21 protein-coding genes are annotated in these 18,964 nt (G+C 32.8%); 15 read left to right on the top strand and 6 right to left on the bottom strand.

The window, feature by feature from the left end:
- The first annotated feature begins 333 nt into the window (after positions 1-333).
- From ASJ80_RS07860 to ASJ80_RS07830, 7 genes are all read left to right on the top strand, one after another.
- Complete coding sequence (locus ASJ80_RS07860) at positions 334-1,359, top strand: hypothetical protein (protein WP_069584921.1); 1,026 nt, start codon at positions 334-336, stop codon at positions 1,357-1,359.
- A 301-nt stretch (positions 1,360-1,660) separates the two neighbouring features.
- Positions 1,661-1,996 (top strand): hypothetical protein, encoded by a 336-nt coding sequence (locus ASJ80_RS07855; protein WP_069584919.1) that lies wholly within the window; start codon positions 1,661-1,663, stop codon positions 1,994-1,996.
- A gap of 486 nt (positions 1,997-2,482) precedes the next feature.
- Entirely contained in the window at positions 2,483-3,328 is an 846-nt protein-coding gene (pheA, locus tag ASJ80_RS07850; protein WP_069585109.1) for a prephenate dehydratase, read from the top strand.
- Positions 3,329-3,825: 497 nt separating this feature from the next.
- A complete protein-coding gene (locus tag ASJ80_RS07845) occupies positions 3,826-4,056 on the top strand; it encodes a hypothetical protein (protein ID WP_095652058.1) in 231 nt (76 codons plus the stop codon).
- A 228-nt stretch (positions 4,057-4,284) separates the two neighbouring features.
- Positions 4,285-4,830 (top strand): PsbP-related protein, encoded by a 546-nt coding sequence (locus ASJ80_RS07840; RefSeq protein WP_069584917.1) that lies wholly within the window; start codon positions 4,285-4,287, stop codon positions 4,828-4,830.
- A gap of 178 nt (positions 4,831-5,008) precedes the next feature.
- The gene (locus tag ASJ80_RS07835) at positions 5,009-5,575 is read left to right on the top strand and encodes a PsbP-related protein (protein WP_069584916.1); all 567 of its coding nucleotides are present in this window, start codon (positions 5,009-5,011) and stop codon (positions 5,573-5,575) included.
- A gap of 139 nt (positions 5,576-5,714) precedes the next feature.
- Positions 5,715-6,416: a PsbP-related protein gene (locus ASJ80_RS07830; protein WP_069584914.1), complete on the top strand. Its 702-nt coding sequence runs from the start codon at positions 5,715-5,717 to the stop codon at positions 6,414-6,416.
- Between the two features lie 48 nt (positions 6,417-6,464).
- Here the strand turns inward: ASJ80_RS07830 and ASJ80_RS17675 are convergent, their stop codons facing one another.
- Positions 6,465-6,593: a hypothetical protein gene (locus ASJ80_RS17675; protein ID WP_255360713.1), complete on the bottom strand. Its 129-nt coding sequence runs from the start codon at positions 6,591-6,593 to the stop codon at positions 6,465-6,467.
- A gap of 441 nt (positions 6,594-7,034) precedes the next feature.
- Here ASJ80_RS17675 and ASJ80_RS07825 point away from each other — a divergent pair, with 441 nt between their 5' ends.
- The 3 genes from ASJ80_RS07825 to ASJ80_RS07810 all read left to right on the top strand — a co-directional run bounded on the left by ASJ80_RS07825 (position 7,035) and on the right by ASJ80_RS07810 (position 9,973).
- On the top strand, positions 7,035-7,532 hold the full coding sequence (locus ASJ80_RS07825) for a transcription elongation factor NusA (protein ID WP_069584912.1): 498 nt from the start codon (positions 7,035-7,037) through the stop codon (positions 7,530-7,532).
- Between the two features lie 527 nt (positions 7,533-8,059).
- A complete protein-coding gene (gene coaBC, locus ASJ80_RS07815; protein WP_069584907.1) occupies positions 8,060-9,208 on the top strand; it encodes a bifunctional phosphopantothenoylcysteine decarboxylase/phosphopantothenate--cysteine ligase CoaBC in 1,149 nt (382 codons plus the stop codon).
- Between the two features lie 378 nt (positions 9,209-9,586).
- Complete coding sequence (locus tag ASJ80_RS07810) at positions 9,587-9,973, top strand: FxLYD domain-containing protein (RefSeq protein WP_069584905.1); 387 nt, start codon at positions 9,587-9,589, stop codon at positions 9,971-9,973.
- A 245-nt stretch (positions 9,974-10,218) separates the two neighbouring features.
- Here the strand turns inward: ASJ80_RS07810 and ASJ80_RS07805 are convergent, their stop codons facing one another.
- Positions 10,219-10,521 (bottom strand): DUF3892 domain-containing protein, encoded by a 303-nt coding sequence (locus ASJ80_RS07805; RefSeq protein ID WP_069584903.1) that lies wholly within the window; start codon positions 10,519-10,521, stop codon positions 10,219-10,221.
- Positions 10,522-10,840: 319 nt separating this feature from the next.
- On the opposite strand from ASJ80_RS07805, the gene ASJ80_RS07800 reads away from it, so the two are divergent.
- Together ASJ80_RS07800 and ASJ80_RS07795 are read left to right on the top strand one after the other, a co-directional pair.
- Positions 10,841-11,059, top strand: a complete 219-nt coding sequence (locus tag ASJ80_RS07800) for a helix-turn-helix transcriptional regulator (RefSeq protein ID WP_245837527.1) — start codon at positions 10,841-10,843, stop codon at positions 11,057-11,059.
- A 2-nt stretch (positions 11,060-11,061) separates the two neighbouring features.
- Positions 11,062-11,511, top strand: a complete 450-nt coding sequence (locus ASJ80_RS07795; protein WP_069584900.1) for a DUF6773 family protein — start codon at positions 11,062-11,064, stop codon at positions 11,509-11,511.
- Positions 11,512-11,545: 34 nt separating this feature from the next.
- Here the strand turns inward: ASJ80_RS07795 and ASJ80_RS17035 are convergent, their stop codons facing one another.
- From ASJ80_RS17035 to ASJ80_RS07785, 3 genes are all read right to left on the bottom strand, one after another.
- Positions 11,546-11,689 (bottom strand): hypothetical protein, encoded by a 144-nt coding sequence (locus ASJ80_RS17035; RefSeq protein ID WP_169740457.1) that lies wholly within the window; start codon positions 11,687-11,689, stop codon positions 11,546-11,548.
- Between the two features lie 65 nt (positions 11,690-11,754).
- Positions 11,755-12,420: a fibrillarin-like rRNA/tRNA 2'-O-methyltransferase gene (locus ASJ80_RS07790; protein WP_069584898.1), complete on the bottom strand. Its 666-nt coding sequence runs from the start codon at positions 12,418-12,420 to the stop codon at positions 11,755-11,757.
- A gap of 76 nt (positions 12,421-12,496) precedes the next feature.
- Positions 12,497-13,708 carry an NOP5/NOP56 family protein gene (locus tag ASJ80_RS07785; protein WP_069584896.1) on the bottom strand — a complete coding sequence of 404 codons (1,212 nt, stop codon included), beginning with the start codon at positions 13,706-13,708 and terminating at the stop codon, positions 12,497-12,499.
- 505 nt (positions 13,709-14,213) lie between these two features.
- Here ASJ80_RS07785 and ASJ80_RS07780 point away from each other — a divergent pair.
- Genes ASJ80_RS07780 through ASJ80_RS07770 form a run of 3 tightly spaced genes read left to right on the top strand, consistent with a single transcriptional unit; the run spans position 14,214 to position 17,102 of the window.
- Positions 14,214-15,116 (top strand): dihydroorotate dehydrogenase, encoded by a 903-nt coding sequence (locus tag ASJ80_RS07780; protein ID WP_069584894.1) that lies wholly within the window; start codon positions 14,214-14,216, stop codon positions 15,114-15,116.
- 56 nt (positions 15,117-15,172) lie between these two features.
- A complete protein-coding gene (locus ASJ80_RS07775) occupies positions 15,173-15,967 on the top strand; it encodes a dihydroorotate dehydrogenase electron transfer subunit (protein ID WP_069584892.1) in 795 nt (264 codons plus the stop codon).
- Positions 15,968-16,022: 55 nt separating this feature from the next.
- A complete protein-coding gene (locus tag ASJ80_RS07770; RefSeq protein ID WP_069584890.1) occupies positions 16,023-17,102 on the top strand; it encodes an AI-2E family transporter in 1,080 nt (359 codons plus the stop codon).
- 13 nt (positions 17,103-17,115) lie between these two features.
- On the opposite strand, the gene ASJ80_RS07765 is transcribed toward ASJ80_RS07770, so the two are convergent.
- A complete protein-coding gene (locus ASJ80_RS07765; protein ID WP_069584888.1) occupies positions 17,116-18,732 on the bottom strand; it encodes a B12-binding domain-containing radical SAM protein in 1,617 nt (538 codons plus the stop codon).
- Between the last annotated feature and the right edge of the window lie 232 nt (positions 18,733-18,964).

The following is an 18,964-nucleotide window of genomic DNA, read 5'->3' as shown; positions in this document are numbered from 1 at the left end:
CACTGACTAATTAATCTTATTTTTGATAAGTGACGATAAAAATTGGTTTTTAACGACTTATGCGCATAAAAGTTTAATATTTTCATTATATTAATATGAAATTAAAAAAGACAGTATTTTTTACATAATAGCAAAATTAGCTTTAAACTCTATTTTTTTAGTATTTTAACTCCACTCTGCAATTTTGACTTATAAAAAACCCATTATTATTTAAATTAGTAATAATAAAGTTAATTAAAATAATATATCACTGATATTTTCTAGAAACATCTCACTCATTAAGTCCGAATATATCAAATTTTTGGTCAAATTTACTTAATTAGGTCGTATCATATGAAAGGTAAAATTATAAACTTCATTATAGGAATACTATCCTTTTTATTACTATTTTCAATAATAGCATCTGATTTATCAGCCAAAATAGACGAATCTAACTTACAAAATATAGTTGATTTAAATAAAGTTTCTAAATTAAATTCCACAAATGAAGATGCAGAACTTGGTTCAAATGATACCTTCAATGATACTGGATGTTGTTCTGTTTTAGTTCATGCAGGGCCAGGGCATGATGTACTGTCCTACAGAAGAGATTCAGTTAATTTTGCAAATATACTGATTGATAAAATAAATTTCAACGGTCAAACTGCAATTAAAGAGTATAAAACCCAAGGAGGATATTTCACCCATACTATAATTACACAAAATGGATGGATAATTGGCATTGGAGGAAAAGATGACCCTGATACAACTAAACATCTAGAACAACTTGCAAGTGATATAATTTCAAAGGGCCATATTGAAAAGGGAGATATGAACATGGCAAATAGTATCATAGAACGAAATGGATGGGGACATTTCCTAATAAAATCACCTGATGACAAAGTGGGAATAACTGCACGTGATTACAGGGTTCATAAAAGCATAACCAAACTATTTAAAATGAAAAATGGAGATTACATTAAAGTGCCCAATAATCCCAGATATTATGATAAAGGTAAATTCAACCGGTTCAGCAGTGATCCCGATAAGGCAGCAATAAAAATAATAGGTAATGATATCTATGGACAATCTCGTCGAGATGTCATTACTTACGATTACAATTCTGCAAAAGTCAATATTTGGGCTTCTTTCGATGGAGGAGCATTTTTAGGAGGATATAAAGGAAATCCAGATGATATTCAGTACATAAAAACTAAAATAAATGGTAATGACTTACCAGTGATTCCTGGCAAAAGATTCCTCGGAGAAGAGGATTTAAACATTAGCCCCCATGTTAATTCAGTATTCAGTAATCAAAAGATAGCTTCTTCACTTAACAACGTTAATGTAAAGGATTCTTTAGCTCAATTAAACATTTAATTCATTTATTTTATAATTTTTTTAAGTTTTAAGCTTATTAAACCTAATACTCGCCCTATAAGTTTAGAGCATCGTGGATGGACAAATACAAGCTTTTAGTATTTATAATCTGTTTTAGCATTATCAAATAGCCGGAGCCCCATATATATTAACTACTATCAGTAAACTCCAACAGTGCAGTTATTGGTTCCGATAATAGATGTTATGTTACAAAAGAGGTCTATGCCTCAAATAACCCAAAGCAACCCAAAATAGCCGTAATTACGGCATATATCCCCGCGAAAAAATAGCAATATCCCCAATGGAATCTTTAATCAAAAATTATGCATCAACACATGACATCGAAATAACCGACTACAGCATACATGTTTTAGACCAACCGGAAAACTTTACTGCAAGGCAAAATAACGGAGAAGAGCTTGCAGCACAGTATATAGTCCCTAATGTCAAAAAATCAGATTATAAGCTTGTAATTATATTCCATGCCCACCAGCAGGTTATGGAGATGGTTTTTATATTGCAACACATTCTATGGACAATAAATCAGCGGAACTTGCCAAAAATGTTAAAAAAATACTGCCTTCCTTTAAATATTATCAATCTTCCAAAAACAGCATGCATAAAGCCACCTTCCTAACAAGAGTTTCAGATCCTGTTGCAAATGAAGGTTACCCCACATTTGAGATTCAAAACAAAACACCACCGAAAAAACCACTGAAATGACAAGTAAACTACTTGATTAGGTATCAATAATTTAAATGCATGACAAACATTTATTGCCTTGAATATATCAAATAAAAAGTACAAATATATCAAAAATATTCTTTTATATCTTATTCACATAATTTTTGTATCTATTTTTTAACCTGATAAAAAGTAAAAAAAATGGACTATTTTTATTTAAATATAATGACCACACAAATCAAAGTATCACAGGGATACTGTAAATTATAAAAAAAATAATTTCCAATTTTTACTTAAAAAAAGTAAAAATCATGCAAATTAATAAAAAAAAATAATTTCCAATTTTTACTTAAAAAAAGTAAAAATCATGTAAATTAACATACAAACTTTATGTTTAAACAAATTAATTAATCATAGGATTAAAATCATGGGTAAAATCATGTCAAACTCCAAAAAAACATGCAAAATAGGTTTTTTAGGCCCCTCTGGTTCATATGCAGAGGAAGCTGCATCTAAAATTCAGGGAGAGCTTATAACATTCGGCTCCATAATGGAAGTCATAGATGCTGTTAATCAAGATATCATTGATAGTGGAGTTGTTCCAATAGAAAACTCCATAGAGGGCCCTGTAGGCGTGACCCTTGATCTTCTTGCAAATGATTACGATCTAAAAATTAAAAATGAAATTATACTACCAATAAGCCATAATCTCCTTATAAATGAAGGATCATCTGCAGAAGATATAGAAATAGTATATTCCCATATGCAGGCGCTTTCACAATGCCGTAAATTTATTGAAAAAATGGGTGCAAAACCAGTAGCAACTCCAAGCACATCTGGAGCTGCAGAAATGGTAAAAGGCAAGAAAAACGCTGCTGCAATTGGAACACGTAAAGCAGGAGACATATATGGCCTTAAAATAGCTGCAGAAAACATACAGGATTTTGAAAATAATTCAACACGATTCGTTGTTGTAGGTAAAGAAGATCACGCCCTTACTGGCCATGATAAAACATCCCTTGTATTTTCACTGATTGAAGATAAACCTGGAGGATTATATGATGTCCTCGGTGAATTTGCAAAAAGAGATATAAATTTAACCAAAATTGAATCACGGCCTTCCAAGAAGAAACTGGGAACTTACATCTTTTTCATCGATTTAGAGGGACATAGAGAGGATGAAGAAGTAAAGAACATTTTAGATACCATAAAAATAAATACCATAAAAACAAAAATATCATACATAAAGCTATTAGGTTCATACCCAATTGAAGATAATGATTAAAATAATAGTTTGAAAATAAATTATTAGGACATTATAACAATAAAATAAATGATCAAAATAAATCTTAAAAATAATTTTTAAGGGTCATATCCTGAAAGGAGCTGATTGAAATAAGTCTTGAAAAGGAAAGGGTCATAAAAAACCTTAAAGAACTTGAAAAAGAGTATAACAAAGGTAATATACCAAAAAGCCATTATGACTTCCAAAAGAGGAAACTACGAGAACAGCTTGAAGCATTTAACGTCGCAGATAGGGTACGAAAACTCCAGGGTAAAGAAACTACAGATGTAACTAACGAAGAAACAAGCAGCGAGGATGAAAATGGAGAATTATTTAAAAAATTCATTACACCTCCCGGCCTTAAGGAAAAAAACATAAACCCAAAGGGAAGATCAGTAAACACCAAAATTGGAATAGGCGTTTTAGTTGCAGCATTCTTTATAGGTATTGTATTTGGAGTATACGGATTTATACCTCAACAGGTATCCAGTTCCTCATTGTATACAAATGACACTGCATTTCCCCCTTTTGCCAATAATTCAACAAATGTCACCAACATGACAAACAGTACAAACACTACCAAAAACATAACCAAGACCACAAATACTACTAAGACTACTAATAAAACAAAAACTAAGACAAACAGTAACAAAACAAAAACCAATACAAGTACAAAAAACAATGATAACGATGTTGATGAAATTCTAAAAGAGTATGGGTACTATTAATGTATATAAAAGCTTTAATATTACCTTAACTTTCTTATTTTTTATTAAATGCTTGCCAATTACTCATTTTAATTTATTTTTCATAAATTACGGCTAATAACTGCTTTTTAATTCAAGTAAAATAAAATCCTCCGAAATAGTTTACATGTCTCCTCTTTGCACCAGTAAATGAAATAGAAAACTATATATTTAGTTTTCAAAATGATAATAATAGAAGAGGTTGATAAATTGAAAAAATATTTGCTTGCAATAATTCTTTTACTATCTATAGTCTTAATATCTGGATGTACAACTTCTGGAAATCAAACAGCCACCAATACATCTACAGGCATGAAATCATACAATGGAGACCAGTTTAACTTCAATTATCCTTCCAGCTGGCAGATAATAACAAGCCAAGCACAAAACAGTACCATTGCAGTCGGAGACCCGACTTCGGCAGACAACAGCGGAAATGTTCAGGTAAACGTTGAAATCCAAACTGCAGTTAAACCATCAAATGTAACAATACAGGATTATTACAATTCAACATATGCTCAATTTGCTGCTCAAAATTTAGGCTATAAACAGTTATCAGATGGAACCATCACTGTAAACGGAAAAACTGCTCTTGAGAATGTTTATATATTAAGTTCTGTATCTAAAGAGCAAAGAGCAGTATGGCTTCAAAATGGAAATACTATCTATATAATACTCTGCAGCGCCCCTATCTCGCAATATAACGATCAACAAGATACTTTCAATGCCATAATCAGCAGCTTTAAGTTAGTTTAGCAATATAAGAGCAAAATGACTTAATTTTCCTATTTAAACATAACTTATTCTCTTTTTATAAATTAAATTTTAAGCAAAAGTAACTTTAACCAGTCAACACAATTAATGTATATCATAATCATGACAGTAAATTAAAAGTTATAAGGTTTAAGTTTAATCAAGTAGACTCGGTGATAAATTGAAAAAATACACGTTTGCAATAATTCTTATAATTGCAGTGATTTTATCTGTAGTTGTAACATTTGAATATGTAACCAATACAAATCAAACATTAAACCAGACATCCCCCTCTATTCTAACAAAAACATATTCTGCAAATGGAATTTCTTTTAATTACTCTGCAGACTGGGAAGAAGGTAATAAAACAGGACAGTATTTAATTGCCTATGTTAAAGATCCCAAACTGAACAGTTCAGATGGTAAACCCGGAGCTGTAGTAGAAGTTATGAAAAGAACATCCAATGGTGTTCCATTAAAGAGATTTTATGATGATGTTAAAGGAGAAGCATCAAATGTGCCGGGTTATGGAGTGATGTCAGAGACAACAACTACAGTAGATAATGTAACAGCTTACGAATTTACGGCCAGAGCCATGGACAGCAACGTTGAAGAACAGTTTGATATAGTTCTTTTTGAAAAGAAAGGATTTATATACATGATAGCATGTGGAACACGAGCTCCAACATATTTAAGCGATGAAGAGGAAAATTTTGATATAATAATTAATAGTTTTAAAGTACAGTGATTTAATTTGATTTTAAACTATAATTATCTATTTTTTAAGGATTTATCCTTATTTTTAGGCATATTACCTCTTCTTTGAAAAGAAAAACTATATTAGTCTGTTTTTTAGATGATACTACATAGAACAAATGAGGTAGTCGATGAACGGTCCATTGAGAAAGGGTAAAGATAAAAGTAATAATTTACTAAGCGGCTCACAACAAAAGTATAAGAATAAAAGCCGTAACCCATTTAAGGGTCCGTATAAGGAAGAAGCATTTGCAATTAGTCTTGCAATTCTTATAGCGCTTCTGGTACTTTTAGTAACCCATGTATCAACTGGAAGTACTGAACAGATTCAGCAGGTCAACCAATCAGTTAACCAAACAACTGAAATACCCACAAAAATCTACTCAGCTGGAGGAATATCACTTCAATATCCCTCTTCATGGAACATTACAACTGATGAAATCAATGCAACCAATACACAGATTGTAATTCAGGACCCTACTTCAGCAAATAATCCTCAAAGCACAGAAATCGCAGCTTTTACTATATTTAAAGTGCAAAATGATGGATCTGAAACATTAGAACAGAGAAAAGATAGTTTTATCCAAAGTTTTACAAATTCTGGCGCCAATATAGCGCTTACAAATACTTCAAATATTACTGTAAATGGTATAAATGCTACAGAAGCTTTATACACAGGGAATGACCCCAAGTACAATAAAATACAATTAAAAGTAATATATCTTGAGCAAAATGGTATTTTTTATATACTGGGATTCTTTACCAAAGGAATGGATTTACAAAGTCAAGATCCGTACTTCAGCATAATATTAAATAGTTTTAAAATCCAGTAATTATTTTATTTAACTGGATATTCCATCAAATATGCTTTCAAATTTACATTATATTTTTTCTATTTCAGGCCATCCAGTTAAATAAAGCCATCCAATTACTCTTATTTCCAGTATATCCTTTTTGAGTGTATTAAATGAATTATTTAAAATCATATTTAATACAGCGATTATGTACAAAGAGAAAGGGTTTTAAATCAGGTCTTTATATAGATGTATAATATATATTAATGAATAGAATACAATATATTTCTGGTATTATATTTGACAGAGAGAAAAACCTAAGGGCTACCATAAAAACTGCTTTTTATTTTAGTTGCACCCTAAAATGAAAAATATAAATGTTATACCCAAAGAGTGATATAACTATATAACAAATTTTGGGGAATTAAAGGGAGCAATATTAAAAAATACGCTGGTAGTATATGTTATTTGCTAAATAAAAGGTCACTAGATCTATTAAGGTTAAATCTGCAATATATATAATTTTTTAAAGTTATCAATTCCAGTAAAATCAACAAGATTTTACTGCTGCGGATCAGAATTCGCCAACCTCGAAAATAGGTTTTTGAGGCATGAAAATCAAATTGGTTTTCAAAGAAACAGAAGGAGGAATAGAAAATGGTATTGCCAATATGCGATGTCTGCTTAAAAAGTGGAATGTTATGTCAGGGGTGTGAAAACAAGTTAAAAAGTGGTGAAATAACCCAACTGGATTTAGACATTGCAAAATTACTTTACAAACTTGGAGAAGGTACAATAGGCTTTAAAAAGACTATTGAAATAGGGGATGTCGTTATAATAGTAACAGAGAAAGACCAAGTTGGTAAAATCATAGGCAAAAGTGGAAAAATAGTAAGAGCAATATCAAAGAAAATAGGGAAGAAAGTAAGAGTTATAGGAGAAGGCTCTGACTTTAAAGAAGTGGCAAAGGATATTTTAGCCCCTGCAAGGATCTCAGGAATTAACATAGTCTATGGAACTGATGGAGAAGAAAAATACAAAATTAGGGTCATGAGAGAAGATTCAAGAAGACTTCCTGCAAGATTAGATGTACTAAACGATATCATGAAACAGTTAACCCATGAAAAAACTGTTATTGTTATTGATGACCTTTAAAAATTTTACGAATTTTTAAGGTTCGAAAAATGTTGTCAAAATTGAAAATTTTGACACGAGGAAAAACTTTCAAAATTCTACGAATTTTAGAAAATACCTTGTATTTTCTAACCTTTGGAAATCTTCGATTTCCAATGTTTGCAAATTGAAAATTTGCAACCGTAAAAAATCGGAGATTTTTTACATGCTCAAACGCTTCGCGTTTGACAGTCCCAAAAATCGGAGATTTTTGAGGATTTTGAATGCACAAAACCAAATTTAGAAAAATGATTTGCATTTTTTTTACATGCAAAAACAAAGCCTGTGAAAATTGAAAATCTTCATGGCCCTCGAACATAGAATGTTGGGCTGAGGAAATCATAATTTCCTACAGTGTTAAAATCACAGACACATTTTTTCAAACATTTAATTGCTCTTAATCCAAATAATTTTTTTTAGATATTTATTACTAAAAACTGGCTTTAAAGCCATCATATTTATTATACATATAACCAATTCACTATAAACCCAATGTGTAGATGATATATATGGAAATTGTGCTTTGTGTTACAGGAAGTATAGCTGCTATAGAATCCATTAAACTCGCAAGAGAACTTGCAAGACACGGAATTAATGTAAAATGCTTCATGAGCGACGGTGCATGTGAAATAATCCACCCATACGCCATGGAATTTGCAACAGGCCAGGATGCCGTTACCAAAATTACAGGCAAAATAGAGCATGTTAAATATGCAAATGCAGATTTAATTCTGGTTGCTCCTGCTACTGCCAACGTAATAAGTAAATTTGCCTATAAAATTGCAGATAACCCAATTAACACCCTCTTAATCACAGCCTTTGGGTATAATACGCCCATCTTAATGGTTCCATCCATGCATAATTCCATGTATAAAGCTGTAAAAGAAAATATTGAAACTCTTAAAGGCGAAGGAATTACATTTGTAAAACCTAAAGTTGAAGAGAAAAAGGCCAAATTCCCAGATATCAATGACATTGTTCTTCATGTGATGCGAGAGACCTCAAAAATGGAACTAAGAGGTAAAAAAGTGCTTGTAAGCGCTGGATCTACCTATGAAAAGATCGATGAAGTCAGGGGCATTACAAATAGAAGTTCAGGTAAAATGGGAATTGAAATCGCCAAAGAAGCCTTTATCAGGGGTGCCGATGTTACACTCATAAAAGGCCAGATGACTGCAGACGTGCCCCATATATTTGACGTTGTTGAAGTCGAATCATCATCCCAAATGCACTATGCAGTGTCCAAATTAGCATCTAAAAGTGATGTGTTTGTTTCTTCTGCTGCAGTTTCCGACTTCAAAGTTAAAAACGCAGAAGCAGCTAAAATCTCATCAGATACAGACATAACAATAGAACTTGAACGGACCCCTAAAATATTAAATGAAGTTAAGGAAATCAACCCGGACATTTTCCTTGTCGGGTTTAAAGCAGTCCACAACCTGTCTGATGAAGAACTGCTCAATGCTGCAAAGAAAAGGATGTTAGAATCTGATGCAGACCTCATGGTTGCAAACGATGTTGCAGTGGAAGGTGCTGGATTTGGATCTGACGATAATCAGGTCGTTTTGATGGATGATGAGATCATTGAGATATCTTTGAGCCCTAAACGAGAGATTGCAAAGAGAATTGTCGATAGGATCGTAACCAAAAGCTTATAATTCCCTATTTTTTCTTATTTTGGATTTTAGAATACTCATTTTATTATTTTAAATAGTGACTTACAGGAAATAATTAAAATAAATTATTCTTTTTGAAGAATACAATATTTCAACTACTTTTAGCTTTATAATTCCAATTAAATGTTGATTTACTCCTTAGATTTTGAAGAAAATACTATATCTAATCATGGATAATATACAATTAATTTTTATTTATCTGAATTAGTAAAAAACATTATTAATCCATTTAAACTAATTTAAAACTAGAATAATTATTTATTCAGTAAAAATAATTTAAATTTTTCTATTTAATCGTAATAGTAATTACTATATATTAAAATCCATAATTATCTTTATAATAAAGGGAGGTTCAAAGAGATGAGAAAAATAATGCCTATTTTAATTGTTTTAGGACTAATTGCAGGGATAGTAGCAATATCAGGATGTACTGATTCAGGAACTCAAAGTTCAACACCAGCTTATAAAAATGATATAGAAGTAGGTGCAGCAACCTATGATTATTATTCACAAGATGGTAGTGCTTCTGGTGGTTGTGATGTAAAAAATAATGGTAATGTTACATATAAAAAGGTTAAAATCGAACTTGATATCTACGATAAAGATGGTAATTTAGTTGGGAACGAAACAAAAACCATTGGCCAACTAAAACCCGGTGAAGAACTTGGCTATTTTGTTGTAACCGAAAAAGCAATACCAAAAGGTACATCAGCATCCGCTACAGTTATAAATGCAACATCAACATAATTTTGAATCTAAAATGTGAATTGTTTTAAAATTTTTTTATTTTTTTTAGTTTTTCATTTCTTTTATTTGAAATTTTAGATTTGCCCAAAAAAATAAATTAATTAATTCCTCCTTTTCCTACATTCCCCAATTACTAGGCACAGATACTTGCAAAGCACTTCCAATACTATAAAGCAATCTATTCTAGTAAAAAGACACTTTAAATATCTTAAATTAAAAAAACACAATAACCTGATTAGAATCCCTTAAAACCTAGGAAGATTATCTAAATTATCCCGTGTGGTACCGTCTTTGACTGTCTTGATGTAGTCAGTTCCACCAACATCATCGATTACAACTTTAGATCCCATAACCCATTGACCTTGATCATTGTCAATGAGCGTTATAAGCTCAAAATTCATTTTTAATGCTGCAATCACGTCTCTTCGAGGCCATATTTCAGAGTTATCCATTATACCTTTATTATTTTTATGAACCCTCACCTGATCGATGCGGGTTTCTCCATCATATCTGACGGCAGATATACCATAGTCACCCCATTCTGTCATTTAATCATCCTTCTTTTTATGTTTTAGTTAATACTACTCGTATTAGATAAATAATAATATTTATTATTTGCTACTATACTCAAATAGAAAGAATTAAGGTATACTATTATAAATAACTTAATATTGCAATTTATAAATTTATTATTTTAAAAATTATTTAATTGAAAATCTAAAAAGAGAGAATAACTGCTTATTTTGCTTTAAAATTGGTAATACATTATCGATATATCCCATAAAAAAATCTAAACTTAAATTAATTAACCGCAGCTTTTATATGTTGCAATATATAACTAATATTATGCAACATATATATTGCATAATGGATGGTCCGGAGGCAAAAGGTGTGAAAAATAAGAGGATGAAAATTGCAAGAGTCGAAAAAGATCTATCACAAGAGCAGCTTGCGGAACTTGTTGGAGTTGCAAGGCAAACAATAGGACTTATAGAACTAGGAAAGTATAATCCTTCCTTAAATTTATGTGCTGCTATTTGTAAAGCTTTAGGAAAAACATTAAATGATTTATTTTGGGAGGAATAACCATGAAAGCAGTTAAAGATGAAAGAATTGAAAAAATAGAAAATAAATATGGGGCACATGCTTTTATAATAATATCTGCATTATTAATTTCATCTGCACTATTTAAATCACTTATCTTAAATTTACCATTTAAAGAGTATCTCACAGAAACCATTATATTCTTAATAGGGACAGGATATTACGCAATTAGAATTGCAAATGCAGGTTTATTCCATACGGTCAAAGAAAGCAAAATATATATTATTATCTCTTTTGCTGTAACTTCTGTCGTTTTTGGTGTTTTAATAGGACTTATAAATATGTTCAGGTATCAAAACGGACAGTTTAATGGGTTAACCATGGTCAGCATGTCAATTTTAGCAGTAGAAGCATTTATTCTTATATCAGCTGCATGGGCAGTTTTTGAATGGTTATCTAAAAGAGGGGAACAAAAACAGTTTAATGAAAATTAGAGGGGAATTTTAAGAAATAAAATAAAACATTAAATTATTCTTCCTCGTCCTCACATTCCTCAATTACCAGGGCGCCCTGATATCCACAATCATAGCACTCCCACATGGACCACATCTGTGGTAAAACCCATTTTATATTCCTGGAGCCGCATTTAGGGCATTTTTTAATTTTTCTCATATCATTACCCTCATATTTATTTTACATTTTTTACGTACCTATGATTAATAATTTTGGGGCATGATCTAAAAATTAAGTTCACATACAAAAGCCATGTGGTCCTTTTCATAGGGTTCGAGATTAATTTTCTCGATTACTCTAAACCCTGCTGTTTTTAATTTTGATTCCTCTTCTTTAAATATCTTTTTTGGAGATTTAGTTACATCGATACTCCTTGCCTTTATCATTAAAATCCCTATTCCATCGCCTTTTAAAAATAAACGCATGTTATCCATGAAAAGCTCTGATTGTTTAGGCTGGGCCACATCAGAATATACAATATCAACCTTTTGAACAATATTCATGTAATTCTTTGGTTTTGTGGCGTCTTCAAGGATTGGAATCATATTCTGGCGCTGATTGCAGACTTCAGCTAGATCCCTCATCATTCTAGGTGAAAATTCCACACAGTATATCAAGCCGTTCTTTGATATATCTGAAATATGGGAAGGGGTTGTACCTGCCGATGCACCTAAATACAGCACTTTTGAGTCTTCTTTAAATGGAAATGTTTCTAAGCCATTTAAAATTGCAGCTCCAAGCTTTGAACGTCTTGGATCCCATATCCTATATTCCTTATCCTTGATTTCGACCAATCTTTCCCCGTAAACTTTAATTCCACGATTAAGGTTTTCCGTGGCGATATGACCATCTGTTTCATAAATACCATTAAATACTGGAGTCATTTCCATTAGTTTTCCCTCTCAAATTCATAATAATTAATTCAATATCCTGTGTGATAATAGTCATAATTTGAAAAATTAAGGTTTAATAATAATCTTTGACCTTTTTCTTATATTTTTCCCTTTTTTTCTTCTTTTTCTTCCCTTTATCTTTTTTCTTATCTTCTTTTGATTTACTGGGCCTTGGAGGGAATGGATGTTCTTTTTTAATGGATTCAAGTTTCTTCTCGAAATTTTCTTTTAAAACAGGGTCCAATTCACCAGAATAAACATCTTTTCTAACTGCAATGGATATTTTAGCTGCCAGTGCCCTTGCAATTTTCCCTTTGAGCCACCATCTGGCACTTCTAATTTCAGGATGCTGATATATAAGTCCATGTTTAGGAGGTCTCTCCCCAGTTTTTTTATGCCTGAAAAGCGCTTTTTCTGCACCCATAATTTGAATTGTGCTTGATGGGAGTAATGCTAGCTTTTCAATGCCGCCAATATGAGCTATCAATTTTGCACCAAGTGATGAGCCAATTAGATTGCTTAAATTTGGGGCAATTTCACTCATTTTTTGATCCACATAATCCGTGAGGGATTTTTTGGTATCCTGAAGCGATTTTACAGAGCCGGCAAATCCCTGAAGCACTTCAAGATCAGGGCCTTCCATTTCAGTTCCAGTGCTTTGAATTGATATTTTTATCTCATCTAAAAGTTCATTTTCAATTATAGTATTTCTGTCACCGTATTCTGCAATTAATTTGACATATTTTTCATTATTTTTTATTTTATCAAGCTCAGGGAAGTTAAGTACATGCCATTCCCTTATTCTTTCGATTAACTTACCTGTAGCTTCGTCAATTTCATCTATTGCATTTATAGCCTGAATTAAAAACATGTCCCGCGCTTTTGATGCTTCTTTGAGTTTGTAATTTGTAAGTTCTAAAGATACGCTGTGTAAAACCTGATTTAAATCATCTTCAGAATCTATGAATCCAGTTTCCTTTAAAATAAGGCCCATATTCGACCTTAGAAACTTTCCTCCATCACTTGGAGTTTCAAATTTAAATTTAGACGCTCCCTTTAAATTGTTATAATTTGAAATATTTAGGTTTGTTTCTATTATAATTGAATCACAATTTTTAACATTCCTTTTAAGTATAGCTTCCTCTTCACGGGTTAAATTACCACTGCTGACTTCAATCTGTCTTTTTATCAGATCCCTTTTTGGGAAAAGTTCATAATCCATAAGGTTAAAATCTTCATCCAAGATAATAAAACCCACAAAACAACTTGTAAGATAACATTTCATAGAATTAATCTGATCATAAAATGTTTTAAAGTTTCTTTCCACCCGGCAAAATCTGTCAAAATTTGAAGAATTTTGACGCTACTAACATATAGTTTTTGCAAACTATCAAAACTAAAAGTTTTGATGCATTCACAATCTGAGATTGTGATGTCCCAAAATCAAAGATTTTGAGGACATAAAAAATCTACGATTTTCCAATGCTTTGATTTTGCGGCCTTCAAACACGAAGTGTTTGAGGCATCAAAAAAACCAGTGGTTTTTTTTGAAGGCCCGAAAAGTTGAAAATTTTTCGACGGCTTTTAGAAAAAGTCCTCAAACATTTCATGTTTGGGACACCGAAAATTCTATGAATTTTCGAGCGGTGGTCAAAACTTCTTACATAACTATAAAAAACCAAATTTCATACATAATAACTTAAAAATTCATACCAACAGTTATTCTAAAAGTTAATCAAATCATAAATTTTCTCCATTAATCAAAAAAAAAATTTCTTAAGGTAATTAATATGTTAGAAGTTGAACTATGTGACATAAAGATGAAAAATCCAACAATGCTGGCAGCAGGCGTGCTTGGAAGTACCGCAGCCTCACTTAACTGGGCAGCAAGAAGTGGTGCAGGGGCTGTTGTAACAAAATCTTTCGGTTTACATCCAAACAAAGGCTATGTTAACCCCACAACCGTTGAAGTTACAGGAGGCATTATAAATGCCATAGGACTTTCAAATCCAGGCGTAGATACATTTTACGGTGAATTAGAGAAAATTGAAAAAACAACGCCTACAATCGCTTCTATCTATGGTGCATCTGCCGAAGAATTCTCACAAATTGCAGCTAAAGTGGAAAATCTGGTGGACATAATTGAATTAAATGTCTCATGTCCACATGCCCAAAAGGGGTGCGGCGCTTCAATAGGTGCAGACCCCAAATTAACAGGAGAAATAGTAAAAGCTGTTAAAAATGCTGTGGAAATCCCAGTAATTGCAAAATTAACACCTAATGTTACAGATATTGTTGAAATTGCATTAAGTGCTGAAAAAGCAGGTTGTAATGGGCTTACACTCATAAATTCCCTCGGTCCTGGAATAAAAATAGATTTAGATACTGCAAATCCTATTCTCTCAAACAAATTTGGAGGATTATCAGGACCTGCCATAAAACCAGTTGCACTTAGGTGTGTCTTTGATGTGTATGATGCAGTTGAAATTCCAGTAGTTGGCGTAGGCGGTATATCAGATTACAGAGACGCCATAGAATTTATATTTGCCGGTGCAAGGTGCGTTCAAATTGGTACCTCTATTACGTATAAAGGACTGGATATTTTCAAAGAGATCACCGATGGGATGAAAAAATTTATGTATAACAGAGGATATGAATCCATAGATGAAATGGTGGGAATAGCCCACAAATAATTCATAAATAAACTTAACAGATTATTAAATTTAAACACATTTTTAAGGCAGATAACATGCATGCTCCAAAAGTTGTTGAAATCAAAAGGATAATTGAAGAAACTGATACCATTAAAACGTTCATTTTCAATTGGGACGGCGAACCTGCAAAGCCAGGGCAGTTCATGATGTTATGGAATTTTCATGATGAAAAACCAATGTCAATATCATTAATTGACCCAATAAAAGAAGAAATAGGTATATCTATTAAAAATATAGGCCCATTTACAGAAGCTATCCACTCCCTCCAAGTTGGAGATAAACTCGGCCTTAGAGGACCTTATGGACGCGGATTTGAAATAACTGGATCTAAAATCCTTGCAGTGGGAGGAGGAGTTGGAATGGCGCCAATATCAGCTTTCGTGAACGAAGCACGTGATAGAGGCGTAGACGTGGATGTTATAAGTGCAGCCACCACAAAAAATGAACTTTTATTCATGGATGAACTTAGGGCAGCTGATGTCAAGACTTATGCATGTACCGATGACGGGAGTTTTGGATTCTGCGGGTTTGCCACGGAATTTATGGAAGAGATCATTAAAGAAAAGGACTACGATATGGTGGTGACCTGCGGCCCTGAGATAATGATGAAAGGGGTCTTTGAAATAGTAGATAAACTAAAAATCCCGGCTCAGTTTTCAATGGAACGTTATATGAAATGCGGTATCGGAATATGCGGGCAGTGCTGCGTTGATGATACTGGATGGAGGATATGTGCAGAAGGTCCGGTTTTCTGGACAGATGAAGTAAGGTTAATTACCGAATTTGGAAAATACAAAAGAGATGCATCAGGTATCAAACATGATATTTAGACCATCTTAAATTCAAAAAATAATCAATCTGAATATTTAACACAAAGTAGATAACATGAATTACAGAATAAAAGGTACATTGACATCGGCAATATTTGTTGTAGCAGTTTTGCTCCTCATGTCATTTTTCGTGCTAACCCCCGTATTTAGTGCAATTATTCTAGGTGCAGTATTTGCATATGGAATCCGGCCAATATCAAAAAAAATGCTTCCTTATTTAAAATTTGAGACTGTTTCAATTATATTATCCATGATACTGGTGATTCTACCTTTAATTGTTCTTATTATAATCATCATAAATTCATCCATAGAATCCATTCCTTTACTAACAGGAATAGCAAATAACGCTAATTTAGGAAACATAAATGACAGCACAATTCAGCAGTATGTACCTTCAGGGTATCAAACATATGTTGGCTCATTTTTAAACACTGCTCATGCAGCACTGGGAGATATTTTAAAGAGTATTTTAACTTACCTTGTTGAAAAATTAAAATCAGTCCCAGACATTTTATTCGAACTTTTCATATTCTTCGCGTCCACTTTCTATATAGCAAAGGATGGAGACAAGTTATGGGAATACATTACATATGCAATCCCCAGTGAGAGAGAACATTACTTTGATACTCTCTTTAAAGAAGTAGAAAAGGTCCTAAAAAGCATATTTGTGGGCCATTTTCTTACAAGTATTATAATAGGTGTACTTGCAGGTGTTGGATTTGCAATTATAGGATACCCATTTGCTTCACTTTTAGGGATATTAACTGGATTTTTCCAGCTTATACCGTTTATAGGACACTGGCCAATCCCATTAATACTTGCTGCATATGGATTTTTAACTGGAAGCTATATAAAAGCCGTTGCAGTACTAATGCTTGGACTTATCATGAGCATAGTTGCTGATTTCTACTTGAGGCCTAAATTATCAGGTAGATACGCAGATATTCATCCATTGATATTTATACTTGGATTCTTGTGTGGACCTCTTGTATTTGGACTAGTAGGTTTCGTTTTAGGCCCCCTAATTTTAGGAGTTACATATGCTGCGGTTATTTCATTTAAAAAAGAGAATCCAGATACAAGTTCAAAAGAAGATAAAAACAAGTCTGCTGAAGATAGAAAATTAGAAAAATAGAGTATTCTAGACATTATTGTCTTTTTTCGAGCATGAAATAATTATAAATAGAATGCAGGGGTTGTGGCAGTAGTTTTACATCCCCATTTCTTGCATCGTTTACCATGGCAGGCATGTTATAGTCATACTCATTTTCGCACATTTTAACCATATCTTTGGCTTTACGGCTGCTAAAAGCAAAAATTCTCTTTGCAAGGAATGATTTCACATGGTTACCCTTTGCCATTTTGAAATATTCATCAAGTAATATTTCTGCCCAATTTAAGCTGTGGCGCCATGATTCCATTAAAAGTTCACATTCTTTACGCGTCATTTTATCCATTGAAAATGATTCTGATTTTTTCCTCAAGCCCCCTTGAGAAACAAAAAACAAAGGAACAATTATACTTTTGAACTCTTTTAATTCCTGAACCAGATCAATTGTCAACTGTACATCATGCTCGGTTTCACCAGGAATTCCAATAATTAAAGTGGAAACAGGGACCCATGAATTATCGGATAATACCTGAAACGCGTCCACTACAACTTGAGGCCATTCTTCAGGCGTATAAGGTTTACATTTGCCACCCATAATATCATTGATTAATCGAGGGCTGCCAGTTTCTATACCTGTTTGACCACTTAACCATTTACCATTTTCACCAAGATTTAGAATGTTTGATATCTCTTCCACGGCATCTGGAGCACTAGCAACAGATGATAAAGCAAAATGACTAATTTGAACTTGATCAACTTCAGGGTAACTTGAAACTTGTCTGAACAAGTCAGTTACAGCTCCTGTATTAACATGAAAACCTTTAGCCTTGTATCTAAGAATATCCTCTGCATGGAGTAATGGCTGTCTTCCAGACTGTAGATTCAATTCCACTTCTTTAAGAATATGTTCAACAGGTAAACACCGGAATCGCTTAAGAGTTGGGGTGCAAAACTTACATCCGCGTCCGCATCCCCTTGAAATTTCCACAATTCCATCTATAGTTGGGTTTTTAATTAGAGGTATTTCTTCCTCTCCTACTACTTCTCCATGGACAACTCCAGGCAGTTCCTTGTTGTTTACTGCTTTTTCAACAAGTTTACCCACCACTTTTTCGCCATCTCCAATAATGACACTGTCCAATCCAAACCTATTCCTGATCTCAGCATCTTCAAGCTGCCATGCCCCAGGCCCACCTATAATAATTTTAGGTTTGTATTTTTGTACATTAGGGTGATTCAGTAGTTCTTCGAACTTTATTGACATGTAGGCATTTCCCCCAAACATATTTCGAAACATAGATGTTGCAGGGGCTATTCCGAGGGGATCAATTTCTGTTATAGATAAAACTTGAGTATTTGGACCAATTACTTTATCTAAGTGGTCAGGATGGGCAACTATTATATCTTCATCTTTAAAACCATTGTTTAGTAGTGCAGCTTCAATTTTTCTGGTTCCACACGGTGCATTCGTAGTTGAACCATCCCTATTTACTCCAATGGATGGACAAAATGCCGAAAAATATAATTTATCAGGTATTACTCCCTTAGACACACATGCCCCAAATCCCAGAAACACTAATCCATTATAATGACTCATAAGTGTCCTATTAGCCGTTAAAACAATTTTATAGCCTTTATTTTTCGCCATTTTCATCCTGCAATCACTTCCAATTTTTAAAGATAAACAACCTGTCAAATTTCCAAGTACTGACTATTCATTTTATAATTAATCCATTTTAATAATTATATCCATTATAAGTAATACAATAATTGTTGGCAATTAGTTTACAAAAATAGAAATTTGCAAATAGCATATTTAATGAGATCAAGCGCCAAAAAGTCGCATTACAAAATATCCAATAAAGTATACAGCATAACTAACTTTT

Origin of the sequence: Methanobacterium bryantii (genome assembly GCF_002287175.1) — an archaeon.
GTDB classification, from domain to species: domain Archaea; phylum Methanobacteriota; class Methanobacteria; order Methanobacteriales; family Methanobacteriaceae; genus Methanobacterium_D; species Methanobacterium_D bryantii.
Note: the sequence above shows the minus strand (reverse complement) of the source record. Positions and strands in the feature narration are given on the sequence as shown.

Bases quoted from the DNA above. Each gene is read 5' to 3' on its own strand.
- ASJ80_RS07785 (WP_069584896.1), bottom strand. From the start codon at position 13,708: ATGAAATGTTATCTTACAAGTTGTTTTGTGGGTTTTATTATCTTGGAT.
- ASJ80_RS07775 (WP_069584892.1), top strand. From the start codon at position 15,173: ATGCATGCTCCAAAAGTTGTTGAAATCAAAAGGATAATTGAAGAAACT.
- ASJ80_RS07810 (WP_069584905.1), top strand. From the start codon at position 9,587: ATGAGAAAAATAATGCCTATTTTAATTGTTTTAGGACTAATTGCAGGG.
- coaBC (WP_069584907.1), top strand. From the start codon at position 8,060: ATGGAAATTGTGCTTTGTGTTACAGGAAGTATAGCTGCTATAGAATCC.
- ASJ80_RS07800 (WP_245837527.1), top strand. From the start codon at position 10,841: ATGGATGGTCCGGAGGCAAAAGGTGTGAAAAATAAGAGGATGAAAATT.
- ASJ80_RS07855 (WP_069584919.1), top strand. From the start codon at position 1,661: ATGGAATCTTTAATCAAAAATTATGCATCAACACATGACATCGAAATA.
- pheA (WP_069585109.1), top strand. From the start codon at position 2,483: ATGTCAAACTCCAAAAAAACATGCAAAATAGGTTTTTTAGGCCCCTCT.
- ASJ80_RS07805 (WP_069584903.1), bottom strand. From the start codon at position 10,521: ATGACAGAATGGGGTGACTATGGTATATCTGCCGTCAGATATGATGGA.
- ASJ80_RS07765 (WP_069584888.1), bottom strand. From the start codon at position 18,732: ATGAAAATGGCGAAAAATAAAGGCTATAAAATTGTTTTAACGGCTAAT.
- ASJ80_RS07770 (WP_069584890.1), top strand. From the start codon at position 16,023: ATGAATTACAGAATAAAAGGTACATTGACATCGGCAATATTTGTTGTA.
- ASJ80_RS07830 (WP_069584914.1), top strand. From the start codon at position 5,715: ATGAACGGTCCATTGAGAAAGGGTAAAGATAAAAGTAATAATTTACTA.
- ASJ80_RS07860 (WP_069584921.1), top strand. From the start codon at position 334: ATGAAAGGTAAAATTATAAACTTCATTATAGGAATACTATCCTTTTTA.
- ASJ80_RS07795 (WP_069584900.1), top strand. From the start codon at position 11,062: ATGAAAGCAGTTAAAGATGAAAGAATTGAAAAAATAGAAAATAAATAT.
- ASJ80_RS07790 (WP_069584898.1), bottom strand. From the start codon at position 12,420: ATGGAAATGACTCCAGTATTTAATGGTATTTATGAAACAGATGGTCAT.
- ASJ80_RS07780 (WP_069584894.1), top strand. From the start codon at position 14,214: ATGTTAGAAGTTGAACTATGTGACATAAAGATGAAAAATCCAACAATG.
- ASJ80_RS07825 (WP_069584912.1), top strand. From the start codon at position 7,035: ATGGTATTGCCAATATGCGATGTCTGCTTAAAAAGTGGAATGTTATGT.
- ASJ80_RS17035 (WP_169740457.1), bottom strand. From the start codon at position 11,689: ATGAGAAAAATTAAAAAATGCCCTAAATGCGGCTCCAGGAATATAAAA.